The 25123-nt window shown below is 68.2% G+C and carries 21 protein-coding genes and 11 pseudogenes; 13 read left to right on the plus strand and 19 right to left on the minus strand.

From position 1 onward, the window contains the following. Position 1: 1 nt before the first annotated feature. Together QF035_RS53970 and QF035_RS53975 are read right to left on the minus strand one after the other, a co-directional pair. Positions 2-520: a DoxX family protein gene (locus tag QF035_RS53970; protein ID WP_307530467.1), complete on the minus strand. Its 519-nt coding sequence runs from the start codon at positions 518-520 to the stop codon at positions 2-4. Next, entirely contained in the window at positions 517-918 is a 402-nt protein-coding gene (locus tag QF035_RS53975) for a dioxygenase family protein (RefSeq protein WP_307532019.1), read from the minus strand. The genes QF035_RS53970 and QF035_RS53975 overlap by 4 nt, the downstream gene beginning before the upstream one ends. Before the next feature lie 15 nt (positions 919-933). Here QF035_RS53975 and QF035_RS53980 point away from each other — a divergent pair. Beyond that, positions 934-1490 (plus strand): annotated as a pseudogene (locus tag QF035_RS53980) (HNH endonuclease family protein); the annotation flags it as partial. A 235-nt stretch (positions 1491-1725) separates the two neighbouring features. Here QF035_RS53980 and QF035_RS53985 read toward each other — a convergent pair. The 3 genes from QF035_RS53985 to QF035_RS53995 form a co-directional block, all read right to left on the minus strand. Further along, positions 1726-2559 (minus strand): alpha/beta fold hydrolase, encoded by an 834-nt coding sequence (locus QF035_RS53985; RefSeq protein WP_307530469.1) that lies wholly within the window; start codon positions 2557-2559, stop codon positions 1726-1728. A 363-nt stretch (positions 2560-2922) separates the two neighbouring features. After that, positions 2923-3912 (minus strand): aldo/keto reductase, encoded by a 990-nt coding sequence (locus tag QF035_RS53990; RefSeq protein ID WP_307530471.1) that lies wholly within the window; start codon positions 3910-3912, stop codon positions 2923-2925. Between the two features lie 49 nt (positions 3913-3961). Further along, positions 3962-4549: a flavodoxin family protein gene (locus QF035_RS53995; protein ID WP_307530473.1), complete on the minus strand. Its 588-nt coding sequence runs from the start codon at positions 4547-4549 to the stop codon at positions 3962-3964. 240 nt (positions 4550-4789) lie between these two features. Between QF035_RS53995 and QF035_RS54000 the strand changes: the two genes are divergently transcribed. Then, positions 4790-5518: a TetR/AcrR family transcriptional regulator gene (locus tag QF035_RS54000; RefSeq protein ID WP_307530475.1), complete on the plus strand. Its 729-nt coding sequence runs from the start codon at positions 4790-4792 to the stop codon at positions 5516-5518. A 322-nt stretch (positions 5519-5840) separates the two neighbouring features. Here QF035_RS54000 and QF035_RS54005 read toward each other — a convergent pair whose 3' ends face one another. Next, positions 5841-6689 carry a helix-turn-helix transcriptional regulator gene (locus tag QF035_RS54005; protein ID WP_307530477.1) on the minus strand — a complete coding sequence of 283 codons (849 nt, stop codon included), beginning with the start codon at positions 6687-6689 and terminating at the stop codon, positions 5841-5843. Positions 6690-6828: 139 nt separating this feature from the next. On the opposite strand from QF035_RS54005, the gene QF035_RS54010 reads away from it, so the two are divergent. From QF035_RS54010 to QF035_RS54020, 3 genes and pseudogenes are all read left to right on the plus strand, one after another. Then, positions 6829-7095, plus strand: a complete 267-nt coding sequence (locus tag QF035_RS54010; protein WP_307530479.1) for an Atu4866 domain-containing protein — start codon at positions 6829-6831, stop codon at positions 7093-7095. 113 nt (positions 7096-7208) lie between these two features. Beyond that, positions 7209-7967 carry an SDR family NAD(P)-dependent oxidoreductase gene (locus tag QF035_RS54015; RefSeq protein ID WP_307530481.1) on the plus strand — a complete coding sequence of 253 codons (759 nt, stop codon included), beginning with the start codon at positions 7209-7211 and terminating at the stop codon, positions 7965-7967. Between the two features lie 149 nt (positions 7968-8116). Continuing rightward, positions 8117-8599 (plus strand): annotated as a pseudogene (locus tag QF035_RS54020) (SDR family NAD(P)-dependent oxidoreductase); the annotation flags it as partial. Positions 8600-8655: 56 nt separating this feature from the next. Here the strand turns inward: QF035_RS54020 and QF035_RS54025 are convergent. Further along, entirely contained in the window at positions 8656-9426 is a 771-nt protein-coding gene (locus QF035_RS54025; RefSeq protein WP_307517388.1) for a transposase, read from the minus strand. A gap of 41 nt (positions 9427-9467) precedes the next feature. On the opposite strand from QF035_RS54025, the pseudogene QF035_RS54030 reads away from it, so the two are divergent. Next, positions 9468-9764: pseudogene (locus QF035_RS54030) on the plus strand (SDR family NAD(P)-dependent oxidoreductase); the annotation flags it as partial. A 210-nt stretch (positions 9765-9974) separates the two neighbouring features. On the opposite strand, the pseudogene QF035_RS54035 reads toward QF035_RS54030, so the two are convergent. The 6 genes and pseudogenes from QF035_RS54035 to QF035_RS54060 form a co-directional block, all read right to left on the minus strand. Further along, a pseudogene (locus QF035_RS54035) lies at positions 9975-10811 on the minus strand (IS701 family transposase); the annotation flags it as partial. Beyond that, positions 10812-11156, minus strand: a pseudogene (locus QF035_RS54040) (ISAzo13 family transposase); the annotation flags it as partial. A gap of 47 nt (positions 11157-11203) precedes the next feature. Next, positions 11204-11494, minus strand: coding sequence for a hypothetical protein (locus QF035_RS54045; protein ID WP_373467048.1), 291 nt, complete (start codon positions 11492-11494; stop codon positions 11204-11206). Between the two features lie 114 nt (positions 11495-11608). After that, a pseudogene (locus tag QF035_RS54050) lies at positions 11609-12964 on the minus strand (ISAzo13 family transposase); the annotation flags it as partial. Further along, positions 12909-13394: pseudogene (locus tag QF035_RS54055) on the minus strand (transposase); the annotation flags it as partial. The pseudogenes QF035_RS54050 and QF035_RS54055, both read right to left, overlap by 56 nt. A 254-nt stretch (positions 13395-13648) precedes the next feature. After that, positions 13649-13855: pseudogene (locus QF035_RS54060) on the minus strand (IS1380 family transposase); the annotation flags it as partial. A gap of 221 nt (positions 13856-14076) precedes the next feature. On the opposite strand from QF035_RS54060, the gene QF035_RS54065 reads away from it, so the two are divergent. Both QF035_RS54065 and QF035_RS54070 read left to right on the plus strand, forming a co-directional pair. After that, positions 14077-15366, plus strand: coding sequence for a vanadium-dependent haloperoxidase (locus QF035_RS54065; protein ID WP_307530484.1), 1290 nt, complete (start codon positions 14077-14079; stop codon positions 15364-15366). 273 nt (positions 15367-15639) lie between these two features. Beyond that, positions 15640-15771: a hypothetical protein gene (locus QF035_RS54070; protein WP_307530486.1), complete on the plus strand. Its 132-nt coding sequence runs from the start codon at positions 15640-15642 to the stop codon at positions 15769-15771. 278 nt (positions 15772-16049) lie between these two features. Here QF035_RS54070 and QF035_RS54075 read toward each other — a convergent pair whose 3' ends face one another. Further along, on the minus strand, positions 16050-16526 hold the full coding sequence (locus QF035_RS54075) for a MarR family winged helix-turn-helix transcriptional regulator (protein WP_033532175.1): 477 nt from the start codon (positions 16524-16526) through the stop codon (positions 16050-16052). A gap of 87 nt (positions 16527-16613) precedes the next feature. On the opposite strand from QF035_RS54075, the gene QF035_RS54080 reads away from it, so the two are divergent. Continuing rightward, positions 16614-17504 (plus strand): alpha/beta fold hydrolase, encoded by an 891-nt coding sequence (locus QF035_RS54080; RefSeq protein WP_307530490.1) that lies wholly within the window; start codon positions 16614-16616, stop codon positions 17502-17504. 510 nt (positions 17505-18014) lie between these two features. On the opposite strand, the pseudogene QF035_RS54085 reads toward QF035_RS54080, so the two are convergent. The 3 genes and pseudogenes from QF035_RS54085 to QF035_RS54095 form a co-directional block, all read right to left on the minus strand. Then, positions 18015-18149: pseudogene (locus QF035_RS54085) on the minus strand (IS30 family transposase); the annotation flags it as partial. Between the two features lie 14 nt (positions 18150-18163). Then, positions 18164-19330 (minus strand): IS110 family transposase, encoded by a 1167-nt coding sequence (locus QF035_RS54090; RefSeq protein WP_307530492.1) that lies wholly within the window; start codon positions 19328-19330, stop codon positions 18164-18166. Between the two features lie 251 nt (positions 19331-19581). Continuing rightward, positions 19582-20680 (minus strand): annotated as a pseudogene (locus QF035_RS54095) (IS30 family transposase); the annotation flags it as partial. 346 nt (positions 20681-21026) lie between these two features. On the opposite strand from QF035_RS54095, the gene pyrE reads away from it, so the two are divergent. Next, positions 21027-21551 carry an orotate phosphoribosyltransferase gene (pyrE, locus tag QF035_RS54100; protein WP_307530494.1) on the plus strand — a complete coding sequence of 175 codons (525 nt, stop codon included), beginning with the start codon at positions 21027-21029 and terminating at the stop codon, positions 21549-21551. Between the two features lie 26 nt (positions 21552-21577). Here the strand turns inward: pyrE and QF035_RS54105 are convergent, their stop codons facing one another. Further along, positions 21578-22267, minus strand: a complete 690-nt coding sequence (locus tag QF035_RS54105; protein WP_307530496.1) for a transposase — start codon at positions 22265-22267, stop codon at positions 21578-21580. Here QF035_RS54105 and QF035_RS54110 point away from each other — a divergent pair. Continuing rightward, complete coding sequence (locus QF035_RS54110; RefSeq protein WP_307530498.1) at positions 22253-22474, plus strand: hypothetical protein; 222 nt, start codon at positions 22253-22255, stop codon at positions 22472-22474. The genes QF035_RS54105 and QF035_RS54110 overlap by 15 nt on opposite strands. A 94-nt stretch (positions 22475-22568) precedes the next feature. On the opposite strand, the pseudogene QF035_RS54115 reads toward QF035_RS54110, so the two are convergent. Continuing rightward, positions 22569-23515 (minus strand): annotated as a pseudogene (locus QF035_RS54115) (HNH endonuclease); the annotation flags it as partial. 264 nt (positions 23516-23779) lie between these two features. Here QF035_RS54115 and QF035_RS54120 point away from each other — a divergent pair. Both QF035_RS54120 and QF035_RS54125 read left to right on the plus strand, forming a co-directional pair. Then, positions 23780-24649 carry a transposase gene (locus tag QF035_RS54120; RefSeq protein WP_307530500.1) on the plus strand — a complete coding sequence of 290 codons (870 nt, stop codon included), beginning with the start codon at positions 23780-23782 and terminating at the stop codon, positions 24647-24649. 229 nt (positions 24650-24878) lie between these two features. Further along, positions 24879-25091, plus strand: a complete 213-nt coding sequence (locus QF035_RS54125; RefSeq protein WP_307529722.1) for a hypothetical protein — start codon at positions 24879-24881, stop codon at positions 25089-25091. The last annotated feature ends 32 nt before the right edge of the window (positions 25092-25123 follow it).

The following is a 25123-nucleotide window of genomic DNA, read 5'->3' on the forward strand; positions in this document are numbered from 1 at the left end:
GTCACCTCGTTGTGGAGTCTGTGGTCCGGGCCCGCAGAACACGGGAGCGGGCGGTCAGTGGTACGGCCGCGGTGGCCAGGCCGAGGGCCAGTGCCGCGCATCCCCATGCGTAGCCGTCGAGTTCCGTCAGCCCGAGGGCGTGGTCGAGTGACCAGGCGCCGGGGCCGGTGAAGGCGAGGACCGCGGCCACCGCGCCGTAGGAGAAGGGCACTTCGCAGCCGCCCTTCTGGGCCCAGAAGCCGTTCGGCGCGGTCGCCGCCGCCGCGACCGCCATGGTGCCGACGATCACCGCGCAGCCGCCGGGAGTCAGCAGCCCGGCCGCGACCGAGACCGCTCCGGCGAGTTCGGCCGCCCCGGCGACGAGCACCATCCGCCGGCCGGGCACGAAGCCCCACCGGTCGAAGACGGCGGCGGTCCCGGCCCGCCCGGCACCGCCGAACCAGCCGAACAGTTTCTGGGTGCCGTGGCCGAACAGCAGCGCGGCGAGCAGCAGCCGCAGCAGGAGCAGCCCGAGATTCACGGCTGCGGCTCGTCCGTCGTCCGGGGCTGCAGCACGAAATCGAACTCGGCGCGCAGGTACGGCTCGTCGATGGTGCCGCCGTCGGGGGAGGAGCCGGCCGGTTCCTCGGTGAAGCGCACGATCAGCTCGTCCTTGGTGCCGAACACGACATCGGTGTCGAGGAATTCGGAACCCTGCCGGAACAGGTGGGTGATGAGCTTCTCGTGGCCGGGGTGGTCGATCAGGAAGTGGATGTGCGCGGGACGGAAGTGACTGATGTCGGTCCTGCCGATCAGGTCACCGACCGGACCGTCCATCGGGATCGCGTAGCCGCGTGGCGCGATGGTGCGCACGCAGTACGTGCCGTCCGCTCGCGTCCGGTACAGCGCGCGCAGCCGGGCCTCGTCGATCTCCTGCAGTTGCGCCTCGTAGACGCCGTCTGCGTCGACCGCCTGCCCCTGGGTACCGAGTCGCGGGAGGGCTACCACGCACCTCCTTCAATCACTGGAACGCCGGCATCAACCCCACCGACGGCTGCAACACCCGTGCGGAGGTGCTGATCTGGGAGGCCGTCGAAGCGCCGGAGAACCACCCGGGCTGCCAGCTGGAGGGCGGCCGCTGGTGGTCGTACTACGACGCGACCTGGGTGACCTCCGCGTCCGGCCTGGACATCGACCACATGGTTCCCTTCGCGGAAGCCTGGGACAGCGGCGCCTCCGCCTGGACGCCGCAGCGCCGCGAGACCTACGCCAACGACCAGGGTGCAGCGACGTCCCTGGTCGCCGTCACGGCCCGCTCCAACCGCAGCAAGTCCGACAAGGACCCGGCCGACTGCCTGCCACCCGCCTCCACGGAGGTGCGCTGCCAGTACGCCGCGGAATGGGCAGGCACGAAACTGCGCTGGGGCCTGACTGCCGACGACGCCGAACTGGCGGCCCTGCGGGACGTTGCCGCCGGCTGTCCGTTCGAAACGGTCACCTACGAGCCCGCCGCCACAAGCCGGGCAGTACCGAGGGCAGGTACCCGGGCATCACCAAAGAAGCCCATGGGGACGATCGTTCGGCTGAAGCCCCATAGGGCACCCCGACGAGCGTAGCGCCCGGGCGCGGGCAGAGCATGATCCCGGCTGGACGGGAGAGACCAGCCGGGGCCACGAGGTGGTGGCGTGCGGAGGGCGGTCGCCTCGGTCCGGAGGATCGAGCGGACAGAGGAGTTCGTCGATCTGCTTATCCCGCTGTCAGGCAGGCCAGCAGCTGGGCCGGGGCGTCTTCCTGCAGGAGGTGGCCGGCGCCCTCGATCCAGTGCAGCTCGGCATGCGGAACGCGCTCGTGCAACCACTCGGCGTACTTCGGAGGAAGAATGCGGTCCTCACGGCCCCAGACGAGCCGTACAGGAAGCGACATACCGCCCAGCAGGTGCTCGTACGCGACGGTGTCCGCCTGCCTGATCTGGCTGTACTGACGATAGAACGCGGCCTGCCCTTCGTCCCCTCGCCACGGCGCGAGGAACGCATCGAGAACTCCCGGCCGGAAACCGACCTGCGTGGCGTGCCGCAGGTGACTGGCGACCAGCGCTTCGTGCGCGTAGCCCGGAAGCTTCTGGAAAACCTCCCTGTGCTCCAGGAAGAGCTGGAAGAGCCCTCGCTCCCACTCGCCGCCGCTCACCGCGTCGAAGAGGGTCAGATCCCGGTAGCTCCTCTCCTCCAAGAGCAATGTCCGAAGCGCCACTGCCCCGCCGATGTCGTGGGCGATCACGCTGGGCCCGGACAGCTCCCAGTGGTCGAGGAGCCGGGCGAAGTTCCTCGCGTGAGCCGCCAGGCTGAGGTCCTGGCCCTCGCGCTGGTCCGACTGGCCGAAGCCGAGATGGTCGAAAAAGAAGACCTTGCGGGTACGGGCGAGCGCCGGAGCGATGTCCCGCCAAAGAAAGGAAGAATACGGCGTGCCGTGCACCAGCACGATCGGGTCTCCGCTACCCAAGGCCCCCCACCGCACCACCCCTTCAGGCGTCTCAAACTCCTCGTCAAGTGTCCAGTCCAAACCTGGCCTCCTCTCCTGCCTCATGAACAACACCTTCCACTTTGAGCATGCCTCGATGCCTCATCAGCAAGAAGCTCCCGCGCCTGCGGTCCCGGGCTCATTGGCATCACCCTTGCCTCGAAGAGGGGAGCGCTTTCCCCGGGTAAGGCGCTCCGTAGCGCTATCGGGCAAGCGAACACAAGGGGAGGGCGATCCCGGGTTCAGTTGGAGGCCGGACGCGGCCTGCTCCAGGTGGGCGCTCAGTGTGGCGGCGCATTCCCCCCGCGGGCGAGTTGAACCGCAGCCTTGCGGCCTGCTCGGCGCCCCAATCTTCACAGCAAGCTCACCGGCGCCCCGCGCTGATCTCACCGGAGTCGACCTGAGTGGTATCTGTCCCGGGGTGGATCATCAGGTCCAGGTGGGCACGTGTCCCTCGGTGTAGCGGGCGCCGAAGCCGCCGTGGGGCAGGATCTCGTCGATGGCCTTGAGGTCGGCGTCGGTGAGGGTGAGGTGGGCGGCGCCGGCGTTTTCCTCGATGCGCTTCGGGCTGCGGGTGCCGGGGATCGGCACGATGTGCTCGCCGCGGGTCAGGAGCCAGGCCAGGGCGAGCTGGGAGACGGTGGCACCCTTGGCCGCCGCGAGCTCGGCGAGCCGGTCGACGGCGTCGACGTTTTTCTCGAAGTTGCCTGGCTGCCAGCGCGGGTCGACGGTGCGTATGTCGGTGGCTTCGTACTGGCCGGCGGGCTTGGCGGTGCCGGTGATGAACCCGCGGCCGAGGGGGGAGTAGGCGACGAAGCCGATGCCGAGTTCGTCCAGGGTGGGGAAGATGTGCTCGACGTCGCGTTCGAACAGGGAGTACTCGGTCTGCAGGACGGAGACCGGCTGCACGGCGTGCGCCGTGCGGATCGTCTCGGGTCCGGCCTCACTGAGGCCGAAGTACTTCACCTTGCCCGCGTCGATCAGCTCCTTGACGGTGCCCGCGACCTCCTCGATGGGCACCTGGGGGTCGACGCGGTGTTGGTAGAAGACGTCGATGTGATCCACGTCGAGGTAGCGCAGGCTGTTGTCGGCGACCTTGCGGATGTTGTCGGGCCGGCTGTTGAGGGCGCCGCCGATCTGCTCTGGAGGCACGGACATGTCGACACCGAACTTGGTGGCCAGGACCACGTCGTTGCGGAAGTCCCTGACCGCCTTGCCGACCAGGATCTCGTTGGATCCGGTGCCCCAGCCGTACATTTCGGCGGTGTCGAAGAAGGTGACGCCCAGGTCGTGGGCGCGGTGGAGGGCGGCGACGCCGGCCTCCTCGTCGGTGGCTCCGTAGGCCATCGTCAGGCCCATCGCGCCGTAGCCGATCGCCGAGACCTCAAGGCCTTGGCTTCCGAGTGTCCGGTGCTGCATGACGCACTCCTCTGAAAGAAATCTGGAAAGTTTTTTGCGGACCGTCGTGTCAGTGCGCTGCGGCGGTCAGTCCGGCGCGGTGGATGCGGGTGTGCTCGGCGACGCGCCGGCCGAGGTGGCGGGCCGTGTTCAGGTCTGCGTCGTGGACCGCGGGCGTGTCGTTGAAGCTCTGTGCGCCGGCGCCGAGGTAGAAGCCGAGGCGGTTGTCGTCCTGGGGGCTGGATGTGGTGGTGTTCCAGCCCGGCAGGAGGCCCAGGCTCACCCAGAGCATCCCGTGCTGGGCCGCCAGGAGCGCCAGGTACTGCAGGGTGTGCATCTTGTCGCCGCTCATGGAGCCGGAGTTGGTGAATCCCGCCGCGAGCTTGTCGCTCCAGGCGCGGGTCATCCACCGCTTGCTGCTGGCCTCGGCGAAGGCGTGGAACGCCCCGGACGCGGTGCCCATGTAGGTGGGGGTGCCGAAGATGATGGCGTCCGCGGAGTCCAGCAGTTCCCAGTCGGCGTCGCTGAGGGAGGCGACGTCCAGGCGGTGGACGTGCGTCCCGGTGACGGAGGTTGCGCCGTCGGCCACGGCCGTGGCGATCTGCGCGGTGTGGCCGTAGCCGGAATGCGACGCGATGACGATCGAGATGTCGGACATGGGTGTTCCTCTCCTGCCGCGATGGGGGCGTGTTCGGTGGCGGCGCGTGCGGTGGTGGTGCGGGCGGACGATGAGCTGCCCGCCGCGTGCTCCACGTGAGGGGCCAATGGGCCCGGCCGGGGTGCGGCGCATGCCAGGTGTCGCGGGCCGGTGCCGACCACCACCAGCGTGGATCGCCGTTCCGCTTCAAACCGTAACACCGGAAAGGCGACGATCCGCAAATCGCGATATCGTTGTTCCATGAACGAGGGACGACGCGCCGTGCGGCGCCAGGTGCTGCAGGTGGCCGCCAAGCTTTTGGAGGAGGGCGGCAGCGAGGCGGTCTCCACGCGCGCTGTCGCCGCAGCCGCGGGCATCACGGGCCCCGCGCTGTACCGGATGTTCGACGACAAGGACGGACTCCTGGCCGAGCTGGCCGCCTACGGGTTCGAGATGTACCTGGCCGAGAAACGGGAGGCGCTGGCGCTGACCCCCGACGACCCGGTGGCCGACCTCTACCGCGGCTGGGACCTGCACGTCGACTTCGGAGTGCAGCACCCCGCGTTCTACATGCTCATGTACGGCACGGTGCAGCCCGGGCGGCGGCCCCCGGCCGCGGACGAGGCGCACGCCCTGCTGGTGGGACTGCTGAGCCGGGCGGCCGACGCCGGGCGTCTTCGGGTTCCGGTGGCGCAGGCGACCCGCGTCATCCATGCGGCGACCACGGGTACCACGCTGGCGCTGATCGGCGAAGAGCCCTCGGAGCGGGACCTGACCATTTCGGCACGATTGCGGGACACCGTCATCGCCTCGGTCACCACGGACCCGCCCGCCTCATCCGGGTCGGACCTGGCCTCGCGCGCACTCGCCCTCGATGCCGCACTGGAAACCGCGCTCACCACCGGGCCACCGGCAGCGGGCGCCGCGGTACCTCTGCGCGACACGGAGACGGCTCTGCTGCGTGAATGGCTGCAGCAGCTGGCAGGCTGAGCCGGCCGCCTGATCCGCGGGCGGTGGGTTCAGTCGGTTACGCCGGCCGCGCGGAGGGCGTTCGGCCCAGGGGCCGGCTGCAGGGTCCTTCAGCAGTTGGCCGCCATTCGCCACGAAACAGATCACCCAGCCGTACGCGCCTCACGGCCAGAGTTCAAAATACTGACTCAGCGTCCGTGGCCCTGATCATGGCCGCGCCCGCCGGTGGGCCACCTTGCCTCTCCGTCCGCTACAGAACGTCACAGATCACCACCTATGAAACACGCGGAGGCGAAATCGACCGGGCACTATTGCCGACCGATCTCCATGTTCCGTCGGCTGATCAGCGGCGGGACCGAGGGGCGGGCCGGCGGCGGGTGGCGTTGATGGAGCCGAGCAGATTGAGGGACTGGGCACTGGGGCTGCCTGGTTCGGCGTGGTAGATGACGAGCTGCTGGCCGGGGGCGTCGCGTACGTCGAATGCCTGGTAGGTGAGGGTGAGGGGGCCGACGTCCGGGTGGAGGAAGTGTTTGGCGTCCTGGGTCTTGCCACGCACGGTGTGGGCGTCCCAGAGACGGTTGAAGTCCGCGTTGTCCTCGGTGAGGGTGCGGACGAGTTCGCGCAGCCGTGGGTTGTCCGGGTCGAATCCGGTTGCCTCGCGGAGGTTGGCGACGGTGGCCTGTGCTGCCCGGTCCCAGTCCATGTAGAAGCTGCGGCCTGCGGGGTCGAGGAAGGTCATGCGGGCCAGGTTGTCCGCCGGATCGAACGGGGCGTAGAGGGCATCGGCCAGGGCGTTGGCGGCGAGGAGGTCCAGGGTCCGGTTCATGACGAACGCTGGAGTGTTCGGGTAGCCGTCCATCAGCTGTCGCAGCGCTGGGCTCACCTGCTCGGTGGCATGGGCAGAGGGCCGGTCGTTCGGCGTGGCCCCGGCCAGCCGGTACAAGTGCACGCGGGCCTCCGTGTCGAGGTGCAGTGCGCGGCTGAGTGCGTCGATCACCTGGGGTGAGGGGTTGCGCTCGCGGCCTTGTTCCAGGCGGGTGTAGTAGTCGGCGTTGATTCCGGCCAGGACGGCGACCTCCTCGCGGCGCAGTCCGGCGACTCTGCGGGGCCCGTAACTCGCCATGCCGACGGCCTCCGGCCGCAGGTCGGCGCGGCGTGCGCGCAGGAAGTCTCCCAGGTGGTTGTCGTCCATGTGTTCAGGCTAGGCGAGGGCTCGGTGTGCTGCCTGGGTGTGCCATGCCCAGGCAGCACACGTCCTGGTTGATGGCCTGTGGCCTGCCCAGACTCGGTGGAGCGGGAAGGACCACATCGTGCGAGGAGAGGAGTCCGCCATGACCGGGACCGTTGAGGGCGACCAGGTCGACGTGGTCGGGGCGTGCGTGACCGCGGGTGGTCACATCCGGCAGGAGCTGCTGCCGGACGGCCGGTACGACGAAACCCGCGGTGAGCGGGCCAGCGCGTACACCGGCCGGTACTCGGTGGCCGGCAGCCACCTGGACTACGCCGACGACACCGGCTTTGCCGCCACGGGCGACATCCGGGACGGAGTGCCCTGTCACGAGCACCTCGTGCTCTACCGGGAGCAGAGGCAGTCATAGAGAAGGCCGGGCCCGTGACCGCCCTGGTACCACCGTGCGACTCCGCCGTCGGCGGACCAGGAAGTCCCGACACAGCAGTCAGTCAACATCAACGAGAATCAAGGACCACATCCATGACAGGACAACGACTTGACGGCAAGGTCGCGCTGATCACAGGCGCGACTGGCGGCCTCGGCACAGCGACCGCCGAGCTCTTCGCCAGCGAAGGCGCCCGGCTGGTGATCACCGATGTCGCCGAAGGCCCCCTGCGGGAGCTGTCCCACCGGATCGAGGCACGCGGTGCGGAGGTCGTCGCTGCCCGCCTCGATGTTTCCTCCGCGCGGGAGTGGAACGAAGTGATCACCGTCGTACGCGACCGGTTCGGAACGCTGGACGTGCTCGTGAACCTCGCCGGCATCCTGGACTGGCCAGGTATCGAGGACACGCGGGAAGAGGCGTGGGACCGCGTCATTGACGTGAACCAGAAAGGCACATGGCTCGGCATGAAGGCGGCGATGCCTCTCCTGCGTGCGAGCGGCAACGCGTCGGTGATCAATACGTCGTCAGTACTCGGCCTGGTGGGAAGCGGTGCGGCTGCGGCCTACCAGGCGTCCAAGGGGGCCGTGCGCCTGTTGAGCAAGACCGCCGCGGTCGAGTACGCCCGGCAGGGAGTACGGATCAACTCGGTGCATCCTGGGGTGATCGCCACGCCAATGATCCAGGACCTCCTGGACGACCAAGGCGACCAGCAGCCGGACATCCAACGCACCCCCATGCGCCGAGCCGGCCGCGCCGACGAGGTCGCCCCCGCGATCCTTTTCCTGGCCTGCGACGACTCCTCGTTCGTCACCGGCGCGGAGCTGGTGGTCGACGGCGGGCTCACCGCGCACTGAACAACCCAGCCGTACGACGTCCACGTGGGCCTGCCGTGAATGCGTCAACGGCGCGGCCCACCCGGTCCGCGCACCGCACCGCTGCACAGCACCTCAGGTGTCCTGCACCGACGCCTGCACTCACAGTCACCTTCTCCAGGGACCGCACCATGACACCTGCAACTGCATCCGCCGCAACATCCGAATCCACCGAGTTCGCTGGGAAGATCGCCCTCGTCACTGGAGCCGCGCGAGGGGTGGGCCGGGAGACCGTGGCGCTCCTCCACGCCCGCGGCGCCCGGGTCGTCGCCCTCGACCTCCGCCCCGACGTCACGAACCTGGCGGAGGAATTTCCCGGCGTCGTCACGACAAACGGTGACATCACCCAAGAGGAGACCGCCCACCGTGCGGTGGCAAGGGCCCTGGACGCCTTCGGCGGGCTGGACATCCTCGTGAACAATGCCGGGCGTACCCAGAACAAGCCCGTCACCGAAACCACGGCCGAGGACTGGGACACCGTGATGGCGGTCAACGCCCGCGGCTCCTTCTTCTGCGCCCGCGAGGCATTCCGGGCCATGAAGAGCCGTGCCGGCGGCGCCATCGTGAGCACCGGCTCGTACGCCTCTACCGTCGCCCTGCCCGAAGGCGTCGCCTAAGCGTTGTCCCGTAAATGATCTACGGCATGCCAACTGGCCTGCGGGTTTCTTCGTCACCCGGCGAGGGTGAGGTTGTGCAAGCGGGCGATGCCGAGCATGGCGTGGTGGACGCCGTCGCCTTTGAGGCGGCAGTCGCGGAGGATCTTCCAGGTCTTCATGCGGGCGAAGGCGTGCTCGACACGGGCGCGGACTTTGCGGTGGGAGGCGTTGTGTTCCTCTTTCCAGTCGGGGAGTTCGGCCTTGCCGCGTTCTCGGCGGTGCGGGATGACCAGGCCGGTGCCGCGGTAGCCGCCGTCCGCGATGACCATTGTCTTGCCGACGGCGGCCTTCACGCCGGACAATTCCCACGCCTTGCAGTCGTTGCGGTTGCCGGGCAACGGGCGGCCGACGGCGACGACGAGCCGGGTGTCGGCGTCGATGACGACCTGGTGGTTGGTGGAGTAGCGGTAGTTCTTCGACTGCTCGGCGACGGTGTGGTCGCGGGTGGGGATCAGGGTGCCGTCCACGATCAGCACGGCGTCCTTGCGGAACCGTCTTCGCGGCTGGAGGGCGAGCGCAGGTCCGAGGTGGTCGATGATGCGGTCGGCGGCCGACTTCGACACCCCGAACAGTGGCGCCAGTTGGCGCAGTGTGAGGTTGGTCCGCCAGTAGGCGGCGACCAGCAGCACCCGGTCCTCCAGCGGCAGGCTCCACGGCCTGCCCTTGCGCACCGGGTCGGCGCCCTCGCGCCGCAACGCTGTGATCAGCTTGCCGAACTGACGCGGGCTCAGCCCGGTGAACGGGGCTATCCAGGACGGCTCCGACGCCGTGATTACACCAGCCACACCAAGATCATCTCACCTATGACCAGCAGTTACGGGACAAGTCTTACAGTGCGTCGAAGGGCGCTCTGGCCCAACTGACCAAGGTGCTCGCCGTCGAGGGCGGCCCGCTGGGCATCCGCGCCAACCTCGTGGCCGCAGGCGTCATCGAGACGGACTTCCTCGACACACTCCGCCCCGACAGCCGCGCCTACCTGACGTCCTTCGCCGCCGCGCAGCCACTGGGACGCGTGGCGCAGCCCGAGGAGATCGCCGAGGTCCTGTGCTTCCTCGTCTCGCCCCGCTCCAGTTTCGTCACGGGAGCCGTGGTCGCCGCTGACGGCGGTTTCACCGCGATCTAGTACTCCAGTTGCGGTTCTCCATATGCCCTGGTCAGGTGGCTCTTTTGGAGTGTAATTGGCTGACGCCTCGTCAGGGCGGCGGTGGTTCGTGACTCACCCGATCGGGGTGCGCGCGGTGCTGATAGTGGCAGTGGCGGGCGACGGCCTGGTGGCGGCGTCGCCATCGGGACCAGTGGAGACGGCGCCGAGGTGAGTGGTGCCGGGCTGCGGAGGAATGGGCAAGGTCCAACAGCCTTCGGATTTCTGCCACGGTGAGGGGAACGAGGCTGCTCGAACCGTTTCTCCGGCCCCCTTTTCGAGGGCATGGGCGGTCATCGCCGCCAGGAAGGCGTGCGCGAGCATGGCCAGGGTGATGTGGCGGTACCAGCCGACGTAGCGGCGGACTTCGTACTGATCCAGGCCGCATTCGTTCTTCGCGGCCTGGAAGCACTCCTCGATGGCCCACCGGGCGCCGGCGACCCGGACGAGTTCGGCTACCGTGACGTCTGCCTGGGCGAAGGCGAGGTAGTAGGCGATCTCCTCGGGACGCGCCAGGCTGCGGCGGGCCAGAACCCAGCGGTAGTGGGTGGGATCGCAACCGTCGATGGTGGGCAGCTTGGCCGCGGCCCAGTCGTAGACCCGCGGCCCCTTCGCCCCGTCCCCGCAGGAGATCCGCTCCCACGCCTCGGCCGGGGCGCCGGCCAGGACATGGTCGATGCGCCAACTGCCCGCAGGCGTCTTGACCTGCTGGGACTTGGGCACCGCCAGGACGTATCCGACGCGGGCCTCCTCCAGGATCTGCCGGAAGTGCCACTCCTGTCCGTAGGCCGCATCGGCGGTCACCCAGGCGATCGGCAGGGCAGAGTCCAGCGCCCGCCGGACCATGGCGCGTGCGAGTTCCGGCTTGGTCGCGAAGGACCTGCCCTCCGGGATTCGGGCGGCGCGGCACCGGTCCGGATCTCCGGTCCAGGACTTGGGCAGGTAGAGCTCGCGGTCCACCAGGGCCCTGCCCTTGGCGGAGGCGCAGGCGGCGAACACCCTGATCTGGCAGTTTTCCGTGCGGCCTGCGGCCCGTATTTCAATAACTGTCAGCGACGGGTTTCCGCGGGGGTTGTTCGGGCGTGTAGCTGTTCCAATGTGCGGGCGGGCGATCCGGGTATCGGCGTGACGAGGATCCGGTGCAGGTCCAGGAGCCGTTTTGCGTCCTGGTACTGGATGGACAGGTTGGTGCGGTTGACGCCCAGTAGTTGCGCCAGGAACGTCATGGTCACCGCTCTGCGGCGGCGGAGGATGGCTGCCAGGAGCCGGTGGGTGTGGTCCACGCTGCTGGTCTGTGGGTGGCGGTAGCTGCGCGGGCGGTGGAAGCGTCGCTGGAATGCTGCCTCGGCCAAGGCATCCCAGAAAGGTGTCGGCGTACGGACTTAAGTCCCCAGCCCTGTACGTTTCTTCGTCCCCAACTGTCAGGCCACGTCCGTCTCGCGCTCGATGGCCTGGAGGCGGTTCTTGAGCCGGTAGCTGGGGCCGTTGATCGGGACGACCAGCGGCGCAAACTCGTCGATCACCCTCGCCCGGGGCCGCCCGTTCGGCGCCCGCCGCGGCGGCGTCGTCGGGCCCGGCGACGAGAGGTACTTCCGGACCGTCTTGCGGTCCAGCCCCGTCTCCCGGGCGATCTCCGACAGGCTCAATGCCCCGGACTCCAACAGCCCACGGAAGCGCCGCAGTTCCAACCAGCGATGCGGGTCCAAGACCATCGTCAGCCACCCTCCACCGTCATACCGACAGCAGCAGAGTGCCGAGCCGCACGGTTCACCGCATCAACATCTGTCCCTATTCATCCGTACGAAGGTGGGGACGTAACTGTGTACGCCGACAAAAGGCTCCGAGGCCGTCACCAAATACTCGAAGGCGGTTCGTGACATGCCGGTCAGGGCCGGATCTGTGAGCATCGCGCTCAGGGCCGGGTCGGTCCGGCGTGTCGTTGCCGGCGCGTCTGGCGCTCGGGGTGGAACGGGAGACAGCGTGTAGTTCCAGTCACCGTGGAAGGTGTTGGGTGTGATCGGAAGGGCGTGGAACTCGGCGGGTGTGACGCTGATGCCGAGGTCGTAACTGCCTGTGTCCAGTTCGGCCCCGATGGTCAGGCCGGTCTTGGTTGTTGTGGCGGCGATGGTCTCGAGGACGACCTGGTAGCTGGTCAGCGGCCGCCCTCGCCAGTTCGCGGTGATGTGGCAGAACATCCGGTGCTCTATCTTGTTCCACTTCGAAGTTCCCGGCGGTAGGTGACAGACCGTGATCTCCAGGCCGCTCTCTCGTGCGAAGGCGGCCAGGTTGCTTTTCCAGGTCCAGCGGCGGGGGTCGTTGGAGCCGCCGGAGTCGGCGGTGATCAGGAGCCGGGTGGCGTGCGGGTGGTCCGCCCGTCCGCGGTGTTGCCACCAGCGTCGGATGGACTCCACCGCAAACTGGGCGGTGTCGTGGTCGGTGCCGACGTTGACCCATCCGCTGTTGTTGGCGATGTCGTAGATCCCGTAGGGGATGGCCATGGGCTGGTCGTTGGTGGTGAACGTGTGGCAGTCCACCTTGATCGCGTTCTTGCCCTGCCGCCAGGTGCGGCCGGGCCGGTCCCGGTTGCCGAGCCATTCCTTGGCCTTGGTGTCGACGCTGATCACCGGCTGGGCGTCGTTGAGGAAGGCGGCGGCGGTGGCATTCAGGTGGGCGAACTGGGCATCGCGGTCCGGATGGCTGATGCCCTCCGTCGTCTTCGCGGTTCCCTGCAGGCTGTAGCCCAGAGTGTGCAGCAGGATTCCGACGGTTGAAGCGCTGATCGGGTGGTTTTGTGCGGTGAGGACCGAGGCCAGAGCTCGCAACGACAATGTGGTCCACCGCAACGGGGAGACGGGGTCGCCTCGGGTGTGCGGCTCGATCAACGACTCCAGCGCGGGCAGTAGACCAGGGTCGGTATCTGTCAGCCGCTTGCGGCCCGCACCTGAAGCCCGGACCCGCAGGGTCGGTGAGGAGCAACCGGCCAACTCGGCCATGCCTCGCGCGATGGTGGCAGTGCTGGTGCCGGAGGCGGCGGCGACCCGGACGATCCCGCCGCGACCGAGGGCCGTCGCCTCACTGGCCAGGTACAACCGACGGCGGCGCTCATCGAAGTGCGGCAGGATCTGATCGAACTTGGCTCGCAGAGCACGAGCGGCAACGCGGCCTGACAGACACCGGGTCATATCTCAGACTCCCACCAACACCCCTCTGCCGAGCACTTATTGAAATACGGGCCCCTGCGGTGCCGGAATATTGGCGTTGTACTCCGGCGGAGATGGTGCCCTTCTTGAGGAAGCCGGTGTCGTCGACGATCAGCACACCGTCCGGCTGCCCGAGCCGCTCAGCAACGTAATTCTGCAGGTCATCACGGATCTCGTCGGGTTCCCACTGGCACCACGACAGCAGCCGCTGCAACCCGTAGGGAGTGGCGTTGCCTGCGTGCTCGGCCAACTGCCAGCTGTTCTTCCGACCTACCGGTCCCAACAGGCCGCGGACGTAGTCCCGCATCCGCCGCCGCGGCTCGACGCGGCCGAACCGCTCTCCCACCCGGAGCAGCAGCGACTTCAACTCGGCATCCCACAGGCCTACTTCGACATCGATCTCCGGCTCCATAACCGGTTCAACGCACCCCGATCGGGTGAGTCACGAACCACCGCCGCCCTGACGAGGCGTCAGCCAATTACACTCCCAAAGAGCCACCTGACCAGGGCATATGGAGAACCGCAACTGGAGTACTAAGCATCCCTGACAGCTACTTTGCCCCTGGGGACAAGGCGGGAGTTCGGGGCCTTGATCACTCGGGCCCGCTCCCTGGTTGAGCCCGCAACCAAGTGGCGACGAGCGCGAGACTGGGGATTTTTCAGGGCTTTGGCCCGCAGCCGGTGACGGTGCTCGAGCTCGGCGATCGGCCGGTCTGGGGTGTTGGTCGCGAAGCACGTGATCCGCATGCCGTCCGCGTCCGTGATCCTCAACTGAGCGCCGGGATGGGGGCGTTCCTTTCGGACGATCAGTCGCATGCTTTTGGGCCAGCCATCCAGGAGCTTGCCGGTGAGCTCGGCGACCCAGGCCCCGTCACCTCCGTCCCGGCGACCGACCTCGCCACCACGGCCGACCGGCCTGCCCGGAGGGCGCTCCGGCCGAGTGCTCCCGGCCGGAGCCCGCGCATTCGTCGCCGGGGTGACGGACATCCGGGTGTGAACCCCGTCGGATTGTCGATGATTGTCGATGTAACGACAAAACTGACCCCCGCCGATAGGCTCGGAGAATCTGTCACCGACAAGCCCCTGGGGGTCTCGTGACACAACGTCCGCTTGCCGGATCATTCAGAGGGTTACGCCGTATCGCGGTCCTCACCGTACTCGCCCTGACCGTCCCACTGACGGCTACCACGGCCGAGGCACACAGCGGCGTGGAGGCCGCCCCGGGCAATCCCGTCATCGCTTGGAACATCCACGCCCAGGCCGCCATCTACGACACCGCCAAGCAGTCGCCCACCACCAGCACCCGCAGCTTCGCCATCGTGCAGGGTGCTGTGTACGACGCGGTCAACGCCGTCGCCGGCCGTCCGTACGAGCCCCTGGTCAGCGCGCCCCGCAGCCGCCCCGGGGACTCCACCGCCGCGGCGGTGGCCGCGGCCGCCCACGACACGCTGCTGTGGCTCTTCCCCGGGCAGGCCGAGTCGCTGAACGCCCGGTACGCCGAGGCGCTGGCCGCGATCCCCGACGGCCGCGCCGAGGACGGCGGGGTGGCCGTCGGCCGGGCCGCCGCCGCGGCGATGACCGAGAGCCGCCGTGACGACGGCTTCGACCCCACCGCGCCGTGGACCGTCGGCACCGAGCCGGGCGAATACCGGCTCACCCCGCCCGGCTACGTCAACGTCGGCGCCTGGGTGCCGAACCTGAAGCCGTTCGTCGTCCCCGACGCCGGCGCCTACCGGGTCAAGCCCCCGCCGGCCCTGACCGGCGCCGCCTGGGCCCGCGACCTGAACGAGGTCAAGAGCCTCGGCGCGGCCACCAGCACCGTCCGCACCGAGGACCAGACCGAGGCGGCGATCTGGTGGGACGACTCCCGGATGGTCGAATGGTCGATCACCCGGCAACTCGCCGGCGCGCACCGCCTCAGCAGCCTCCGGACGGCCCGGCTGCTCGCCATGGTGTACGTGGCCTCCGCCGACACCCTGATCGCCTGCTACAAGGCCAAGGCGCACTGGAACTTCTGGCGCCCGGTGACGGCCATTGCGCTCGCCGGCACCGACGGCAACGCGGCCACCGATCCCGACCCGGACTGGACGCCGCTGCGGGTCACCGCCCCGTCGCCGGAGTACCCGTCGGGTCACGCCTGTTTCACCACGGCGGTCATGACGGCCCTGGGGTCGTTCTTCGGCCGTGACGACCTCACGTTCGCCGCGTACAGCCCCGCCTCCGGCACGACCCGCCGCTACGACAGCCTTCAGGCGGCGACAGCCGAACTCCTGGAGGCGCGAATCTGGGCCGGCGTGCATTACCGCTTCGCCTCCGAGCACGGGCACCGGCTCGGGCTGGCGGTCACCCTCGACGTCCTGAACCGCGCCTTCCAGCGGCGCTGACGCGGCCGTCCCTTCCACCACCGCCGGGAGGACAGCTCGGGACAGCACCGACACCGGGACGGCGACCGAAGCGCAGCTCAGCGGGGACGTGCCGCGGAGAGGATGACTGGTTTCCGGCCAGGACATGGTGGTTGTTGCGGGCAGGGTGGAGCAGGACGTGCAGGGCAGTACGTGGGCGCGGGAACGCGACGCACAGCGCGAGGGCGTCCTCACCCGACGTGCCGCATTGCAGAGGGAGCGGCAGGACGCCCGGGATGAGTTGAAGGCGCAGGTGTGGCTTCCCTCCGACTCGCCGTACGGCTGGTCGAGCCGGTTGTCATCGCGGAGGTCGCGGTCGACGCGGCCCTGGACCGGCCAGCCGCTGGCGCCACCCCGTGCGGCTGGAGCGCGTCAGGAGCGATCTGACTCCCGGTGATGTGCCGCTGTTGGGGCAGGAACCCTGACCTCGGACAGCTCCCTGCCAGACGCTCCCACTCCTCAGCGCGCAACGGGTACGTCCTGCTGCGCGGGCCGGGGGCAGGGTCCGTCGTCGGTCGAGTGGCGCCGGGCGTCGGCGAGGTGCCGCAGCCGCCGTCCGAGGCCACCGTCCAACCCGTCGACGGGGACGGGCGGACGGCGGGCGTTTCGCGGGGCTCCGCGACAGATGTGCCACCGACCGGCCGACCACGACCCTCGGCTGACCGCTAGCGCAGTTCCTGTCCCGCCGCCCAGCCCGGAGCGTCGAGGTTGATGGGCGAGTCGCCGACGAACTGGGCGAGCTGCGTTTCCAGCTCGGCGAGTTCGGCGGCGCCCAGACGCACTTCCCAGCGGGCCCGCACCTCGTCGAAGATCGCCGTGCTCTCGGTGATCAGCCCGATCCCGTGATCGGTGATCCGGATGTTCTTGCGGCGGATGTCGGCGGGGTCGGTCTCGGTGGTGACGTACCCGCGTTCGACGAGCGCGGCGATCGTCTTCGCCGCGGCCTGCTTGGTGATGGCGAGTCTGCGGGCCAAGTCCGAGGCGCTGTCGGCGCCGGCTCGGATGGCCCGGATCGCGTACTCGTGCGACGGCCGGGCGTCGGGGTATCCCCGGGTCGCCAGCTCCCGGACCACTTCGTCCACCAGATTGCGATAGCTGCCCAGGAGCAGCAGGGCGAGATCGGCGCCGGATCGTGAGGACATGACCACAGTCTAGATCTTCCCTTGACCTGGACAACCAGGTTGACCAACACTGGAGTCAACCTGGTTGTCTATCTTGGGAGTCATCGCATGACCAGCTCTTTCGTGACCGCCTCGCCCGCCGTGGCGGGCGTCACGCACCACACCGCCGAGGTCAACGGCACCACGTTGCACTACGTCTCGGCGGGCGACACCGGCTCCCCGATCCTGCTGGTGCACGGGTGGCCGGAGTCCTGGTGGGCCTTCCGCGACGTCATCCCGCTGCTCGCCGCCACCCACCGGGTGTTCGCCGTCGACCTGCGCGGCTTCGGCGACTCCGGCATCGCCGACGGCGACCACGACTTGGCCACCATGGCGGAGGACCTGCACCGGCTGGTCGCCCACCTCGGCGTCGGGCCCGTGCACGTGACCTGCCAGGACATCAGCGGCGGGCCGGTCTTCGCGTTCGCGGCCACGCACCCCGGCGACGTCCTCAGCTTCACCGGCGTCGAGACCACCCTTCCGGGGTACGGCTGGGAGATGCTGGCCGACGTGAGGAACGGCGGCTCCTGGCACGTGGGATTCCTGGCCGCCCCGGGAATTCCGGAGCTGTTCCTGGCCGGCCGCGAGCGAGTGATGCTCGACTGGGCCGTCTCGGTGATGACGATGGTGCCGGGCGGGGTCACCGAGGCCGACCTCGACGAGTTCGCCCGCACCTACGCGCGGCCGGGCGGCTGGCGCGGCACCGAGGGGCTCTACCGTTCCTCCCTGACCGGCGGCGGCCGGATGCGGGCACTGGCCGAGTCGCGGCCGCTGACCGTTCCCGTGCTCGCCGTCGACGGCATCAACGCCCCCTTCACCGAGCGGACGATGCGCCAGGTCGCTGGCGACGTCACCGCGGTCACGATCCCGGACGTCGGGCATTTCGTCGCGCAGGAGGCGCCCGCCGCCTTCGCCACCGCGGTCGGCGACTTCGTCGACCGCGTCGACCGGAGCCGCTGAACGGCCGAGTCCCTGCACCGCCACCCTCCGTGCCCTCTCCGGCCTGCCGCTGACGCGGCCTCGAGCCGGGGCAGCGCCGTTGCCTCCCGGATTCGTGCTGCCGAGGTGGGCAACTCCCGCGCCGACACCGCGTGTTTCAACCGCGGATACGCCGTCCGCTCGATCGACGCCACGAAACCACCCCCCGACCATCAACCGGACAAAGGCCCCCGCGCGGCGACGACTCCAACGAACATCAATGCGACAGGAAAATCCCCAGCTCAGCGCGATGCATCACTGCCCTACGGCAGGTTTCCGGCGTACTCCGGTCGGACCCGCTCTTCGGCCTGCTCGTTCTACTTCTCGCGCAGCTACGTGAGCTGATGCGGCAGATCGGCCGCACCATCGACGAGTGGCATGACCTGCGCGGTTCGGGGGACGACGAGCCCTCCGACAAGTAGCAAGACAGAAGGCCCCGCTCCTCGGCTACCGGCGCTTTCTAGGGGTCGTCGCAACACGTGGTCGTGTTGATCAGGCCGCGAGCAGTTTATGCAGGCGCTCGGCTGGGGTTTCCCAGTCGAGCGTTTTGCGTGGGCGGCCGTTGAGTTCGGCAGCGACGGCGTCGAGGTGCTCGCGGCTGTGGACCGCAAGGTCGGTGCCCTTGGGTGCCTCTGTGTTTGTCAAGGTGTCTGGTGCAGTCGCGTAGGCTCGGTTTCGGCGGGTCCGGGAAGTGACTTGTCCGAAGAGTCGGCCGTCGGGGTTGGGCCGACCGCGCTGGATGCTGTAGTCGCCCCCGGCTGTCCTCCTGGGCCCGTCGTTCGGGTGCGGCGGCGTTCGTCGCCGACCATCGTGCGCCAGACGTGATCAGCCAGGCGGCGCTTCAGACAGCGCTGTGCTTCCCTGGGTGTCTTGCCTTCTGCGACTTTGGCCTGGAAGTAGGCGTGACCCCGAGTGCCGGGCATGCGGATCTGCGTGATGGCCACAGTGTGGAGTGCCGCGTTGAGCTGACGATCGCCGCGCCTGGACAGGCGATGGTGTGCGCGGCCGGCGCTGGCTATCTCGATGGGGGCGGTGCCGGCGTACTGGGCGAAGGCACTGGCAGTTGGGAAGCGAGTGGGGTTTCCGGTCCGGCCCAAGAGGCGGGCGGCGGTTATGGCTGCGATGCCCGGAGTGTCGGTCAGTCGGCTTCCGGACTCTGCGACCAGTGCCGCCATGGCTTTAGCGTTGTCTTTCAGCTTCACGTCCCATGTGCGGACCTCGGTGATCAGGTCGGCGGCGAGGGCCTGGCGGGTGGTTTCGGCGGGACCGACGGGGACGACCGTCTGCAGCAGCTGCTCGGCTTTGGCCGCGGACAGATCACGTGGCGCCCCTCCGGGCAGGAGGGCTCGCAGCAGCGCGTGGAGCTGGTTGACCGCGCGGACCCTGGCCTGCGCGAGGTTGCTACGTCGTTCGTCCAGCAGCGCCAGCGCATCCGTTGAGTTCTCGGGCTGCACCGGTCGCGCGTCGCCCTGGACAGCGGCGACGCAGGCCGCCGCGGCGGCATCGATGCGGTCGGTCTTGCGGCCTGCGCCGCGGGAGAGTTGACGGACACGGGCAGTGGCAGTGGGCGGGACGTCGACGACCCGTTCTCCCCGGGCGAGGAGCCATGACGTCAGGTGGTGTCCCAGGCCCCTGGCGTTCTCGACGGCCCATTGCCGCTGGTGCCACTGGCAGGCCCAGTCCAGCATGCGCTGGTATTCCTGGAGAGTCCCGTCGATGCGGATCGATGCCTGATCACGGTTGGTGCCTGGATCCACGGCCGTGGCTGTGTGGGTCGACTTGTGCGGATCGATACCGATCAGCATCATCGGCGGTCCTCTTCCTCGAACGTCGGGTCGGTGGAATCCGCAGCTGACATCCCGACTTCGAGAAACGTGGGGTGGCCGGTGCTCATGCCTCTGTTGAGTCAAGCCGCGAACGGATACCGGGCAGGTCGACACACCCAAAGAGAGCCAGCCCTTACGGGCGGCAGGAAGTACTCGAGTCAGCCTGCCCGGCGTCCTGCGGCACGTTACGGGCGGCCAACCCGATCACGAACACCGCTGCCCCCAATACAAGTCGGGAAGTACTGCCGCAGCAGGCCGTTGGTGTTCTCGTTCGAGCCGCGCTGCCAGGGGCTGGCCGGGTCACAGAAGTAGACGGGGATGTCGGTGGTGATGGTGAACTCGTGGTGGCGGCCCATTTCAACGCCTTGGTCCCAGGTCAGGGAGCGTTTCAGGTGCCCTGGCAGGGTCTTGACGGTCTCCACGGGGGGCGTCACGGACCAGCTCTGTGTTCCGGCCGTTTGGCAGGTGCAGGAGCATCACGTAGCGGGTGGAGCGTTCGACGAGGGTGCCGATGGCGGAGGCGCCGTCCTTACCGATGATGAGGTCACCTTCCCAGTGGCCGGGAACCGCGCGGTCGGCGGCCTCGGCAGGCCGTTCGCTGATTATGGCCATCGGCTCGCGGAAGCGCGGCTGGCGCTGTTGGGCCTGGCGGCGGGGCTTGCGCCGGACGCGGCCGGTCCGCAGCGCCTTGGCCAGCTCGCGGCGCAGTTCACCTCGGCCCTGGATGTAGAGGGCCTGGTAAACCGTCTCGTGGGCCACGTGCGTCTCCGGCCGGTCGGGGAACCGGGCCTGCAGGGCCTGGCAGATTTGTTCCGGGCTCCACCGTAGGTCCAGGTGGTGCTGGATGAAGTCGCGCAGCTGCGGGTTCTGGCGGATCTTCCCGGTCTTGGGGCGGGGCCGGCGGGCATCGGCGCGGGCCTGCGCGGCGTGCGGGCGGTAGTGCCTCTGGCCGCGCGGGTCGACCGTGCAGTTGCGGCGGATTTCCCGGCTGATCGTCGACGGGCTGCGGCCCAGCTCGGCGGCTATCGCACGGATCGTGGCTTTCTCCCGCAGCCGGTCGGCTAGGTGGATCCGTTCGGTCTCACGCAGATACCGGGACCGATCCGACGGGGGCGCCATCGGCCGCTGAGCCGGGGGCGCCCCCTTGGTCCTGCTGGTCGGGTTGCGGCCGTTCCGCCACCGCTTGCCGGTGCGGTAGTTGATCCCGACGATCCGGCACGCTTCGTAGCTGGTCAGGCCCTGATCCATGAGCCGGAAGTATTCCTCCCGCTCACGGACCAGCTTCTTGCGGCCTTGGGCCACCGTCCGCACCTTGCGGATCTCGAACTCCATCGCACCCCTTGAACTGGGGTGTTGCGACGACTCCTAGAACCCAAGATCCGAAGGGCGGGGCCTTCTCCGTACCCAGGCGGCCCACGCCGTCTAGATCAACTGCCTAGCGTTGATTTTTCGCTGAAAGCTACGGACGGTCCGACGGCCAGGTGGGGCCAAAAGAACCTGGAACAACCGTCCCCGACCCACCCCGCCCTGGGGCCAAATCACGTTGCCCGAGTGGGGCCAGAACTAGGGTCTGACACAAGTTCCGTGAGCTGACTATGCTCGGTGATCGCCGATCTCCCGCTTGCTGAGGGACTCACCGACCGGCCAGAGGTTCGGTTGGCTGAGATACTCCGGTCCTGTGACTTCTTCAGACCTTGCTCAACAGATCCATGCTGCGTCCCATCTGACCGGTGATTTCGTACTCCGCTCGGGACGTAGGGCCTCGGAGTACTTCGACAAGTACCGCTTCGAAGGCGACCCTGTTCTCCTTGATGCCATCGCGCAGGCGATGGCCACGCTCGTGCCGAAGGGCACGGAGGTGCTGGCTGGCCTCGAGATGGGTGGTATCCCGGTCGTCACCGCGCTCGGCCGACACACCGGCCTTCCCTGCGCCTTTGTTCGCAAGCAGGCCAAGTCGTATGGAACGCGCCGCCTGGCTGAAGGCGCGGACATCGCCGGGCGCCGAGTGCTTGTCGTAGAGGATGTAGTCACTAGCGGTGGTCAGATCGTGTTGTCTACCGCCGAGTTGCGTGCCCTGGGTGCGGACGTTCGCGAGGCGCTCTGCGTCATCGACCGTCTGCAGGGCGGGACCGAGGCGCTTGCGGCCGAACAAATCCACCTGCTGTCACTCCTGACTGCGGATGATCTGAGAGCTGCTGCCTGAGGCAGAGGTGGGCCCGTCAGGGCCCGTCAGGCGAGGAGGACTCGCTTCCGGAGCAGGGCAAAACCTGCCCGGCCGAACATCTGGCGCTTGAGCATCTTGATCCGGTTGACTGCTCCTTCGACCGGGCCGGAGTTCCAGTCGGTGGTCAGCCCGGCGGTCACGGCGTCGAAGCCGCTGTGCAGGTCGGTAGCGAAGCTGCTGATGCCGGGCAGGTTGGCCTCCGTGGCCTCGGTGATCCATGCGGGTAGGCGGGAGCCGCTGAGTGTCGTGAGCATCTCCGCGAACGAGCCGGTCAGCTCGGCTGCGGACGCCAGCTCGGGGCAGTGGTGGAGTACGGCCTTGCGGTGCAGTTTCTCCTCCTCGGTGAGGGTGGCCGGGTGCCGGGTGAGCCAGCCGGTCACCTTCCGCACTGACGGCGGTGGCGGGGCGGGTGTGAAGCCTTCCTGCCGGGGCAGGTCGCGCCGGGCCCAGTCGCGGACGGTGGAGTCGTGGCCGCGGAAGCCGCGGGCGGTGATCTCGCGGTGGAGGTCGAGGATGGTCACTTTTCCGTCGGTTTCGGCCCAGCGTTGTGTCAGGTAGGGCTTGAACGGGTCGAGTTTGCTGGGGAGTTGGCGCTTGCGGCCTTTTACCATGTCCTGCCAGCGGGCGGCGCGGGCGTATCGCTGGACGGTGTGGCGTCCCCAGCCCAGGTGGCGGGCGATGTGGCGGATTCCCATGTCCTGGTCGAGGAGTTCATGGACGAGGGCGTGGTGGGCGCGGGCTCGCTCGGCGAACCTGCCGGTCGGATCCTCCTCTTCGTCGTCCTGGTCGGAAGTTGCTTCGATGGGCGTCTCCCACTCCGGCTCGGGTTCTGGGCCGGCCGGTGGAATATCGTGCAGGCAGGTGCGGTGGGCAGCGACGGTCTTCTCGACTGCGGTGGCTAGGTTCTGCCAGAGGGTACTGGTGGGCCGTCGGCGAGGTACCTGTTGAGCAGGTCCTTTTCCAACGGCCCCCAGCCCGAACCGGGCATGCGGCTTGTCACCGCACCCGGCTCTCCAGTGACTGCTCCGTGCGTGCTGGGACAGGACTCCTGTCGTGGATGTCCGCGTGACAACTACCGCAGACCACAAGGGCCTTGCGCTTCCGCGCGGCCATGAGATCTGCCCACGGTGGCCGGTTTCCCGATCGTCCGAGATCAGCGAGCTTGGCGACGTGGTGAACTTCCACCTCATCGACGCGTCCGCAGGACTCCCACGCCCGGCAAGGAGCCGGGTGACCAGCTCCTTGCGTTTGGTGTTGACCGGGGCCAACTGACGGTCGTTGAGGGCCGTCTTCTTGTCCTGTCGCAGCGGGATTCCTCCGAAACGTCCGACCAGAGGCTTCCTGCCGGTGCGTTCGACGCGGGCCTCGAAGCACTTGCGTAGCCCGTGTGGTGTCTCGATGGTGGCCGCGTACTTGCGGGCCATCTTCGACACCGACGAGCGGTGCTTGTTGGCGAGCGTCATCAGCATCGAGGTCTCCATGACCCATTGCAGCCGGGCGAGCCGGAAGACGTCGCCGGCCAGCAGGTAGTACTGGACGGTGCTGCGGTACTCCGACCCGTAGGTGCTGACGATGACGTGGTCGTCCTGGTTCAGCAGCTCGGGCCGACGCGCGGGTTTGCCGCGCTTCATGTACTGGGCCTGCTTGGCAGATACCACCGAACGAGGGACACGCAGACGGATGGTCCCATTGACAGAGCGGCGTCTGCCGGAGACCTTCCGGTCGTTGTGCAGCACGGTGATGTCGTAGCCGAGGAACTTCGCTGCCCGGGTACGGGCGTGCGTGATCAGCGTCTTCTCCGGCGACATTTCCAGCTTGAGTTCCTCACGCAGGAAGTGCGCCAGCCGCTGTTTGATTTCCTCTGCTTCTGCCTTCGGTCCGGCAAACCCGAGTAGCGTGTCGTCGGCATAGCGCACATACCTCAGTCGCCGGTATCCGGGGTCGAGGTCGGTGCAGACGGCGTCCGGCTGTTGAGTGCCGTGTACGGCGATGATGCACCGCACCGGCTGCGGAACCTGCCGGGAGTGCAGGTCCTGAGGCAGGTGTGGTTACAGCAGTACTGGTTCGATGAAGAGGGGCAACTGCGCTGGCGCGAGCCGAAGTCCACTCAGGATCGGCGATCCAGGCGGGAGACTCCACGTCGGTCCAGCGTCGCGGAGGCCCAGGGCCGGCCGGATCCCGCGGTCGCGCGGGTGCCATGGGCCAGCGTGGAGATCATTACCCCGCACGATGCCGAGGCCCGCTTCAGCCGGAAGGTCGTCTCATCCGGGGCCCGATCTTGGATCGGCTACCGCGATCACCAGACGGAGACGTGCGACGGCACCGGCCCGAACGTGATCGTCCAGGTTGTCACGGCCCCCGCGCCGGAACAGGACATCGATGCTCTCCCACGGATCCATCAGGGCCTGGCGGTCCGGGGGTTCCGCCCCGTGGAGCATCTGGTCGACGGAGGCTACATCAGCCCCTCCACCATTCACACGGCGATCACCGGGTACGGAATCAGGCTCACCGGTCCCATTCGCACGGTGTCCAGCAATCGAGAGCATCCCGGCTTCGACAAACGCCACTTCCGGCCCAACTGGGAGCAGCACACCCTCACCTGCCCGCGCGGCGAAACCAGCTTTCCCTGGAATGAGACCTTTCTGGACGGCCGTCCGCAGTACTCGGTGCGCTTCCCGACGGCTGTCTGCCGGGCCTGCGCCGACCGCGCACTCTGCACCGGCAACACGGTCAACAGAGGCCGACACGTCATGCTCCTTCCCCGCCCCCTGGAGGAGATCCAGAATCAGGCGCGCCAGGAGCAGGAGACCAGCGCCTGGCGTGAGCGATACGCGATGCGGGCCGGCTGCGAAGCCACGGTCTCCGAGACCGTCCACGCTCACGGCCTGCGCAACTGCCGCTACCGGGGAATCGCCAAGACACATGTCCAACACGTCCTGACCGCCGCCGGAACCAACATCATCAGGCTCAGCGGCTGCTTCCCACCCGGCGCTGCGCCGTCACGACCATCTCGACCCGCCAGTCCATTCCAACTCCTCTGCCGAAAACTGATGTTCAGCACCTCACGAGCTCGGTGAAGATCACCAACAGCATCCGGAACTTGTGCCAGACCCCAATTGAAGTTGCCACAAACCCCCTGAGGCAACGACTCCACCGACGCCCCGGCGATGGTTCGCCGCATCGTCGCAACCCCGCGGTTCCGGCCGTTTGTACGCCCTTTGTTGCCATCCGCACGTATCTGAGCTGCCCCTGCTGTCCGCGCTCGTTACTCCTGAACCAAGGGCGCGCGTGCGGAGGAGGGGGCTCATGGTTCTGTCGATCAATGTGGCGGTTCTCCTGGCGGTCATCATCATTGTCCGGCTTCGTCGCCGTACTGAGGCGCGGAAGCGATCCGACGAACAGCTGACCGTTGTCATCGTGTTGGTGTTCGGCGTGTTGGTTGCTCCGACGGCCTTCGGGCAGGGAGTCGCCGATGTGGTCGGGCAGCTCGCGGATGGCATTACCGAGTCGGGCCGTTGAGTCTTCTCTTCAGGGTGTGTTCCAGGCCGAGA

It is taken from the genome of Streptomyces umbrinus, assembly GCF_030817415.1.
Taxonomy (GTDB): Bacteria; Actinomycetota; Actinomycetes; order Streptomycetales; family Streptomycetaceae; genus Streptomyces; species Streptomyces umbrinus_A.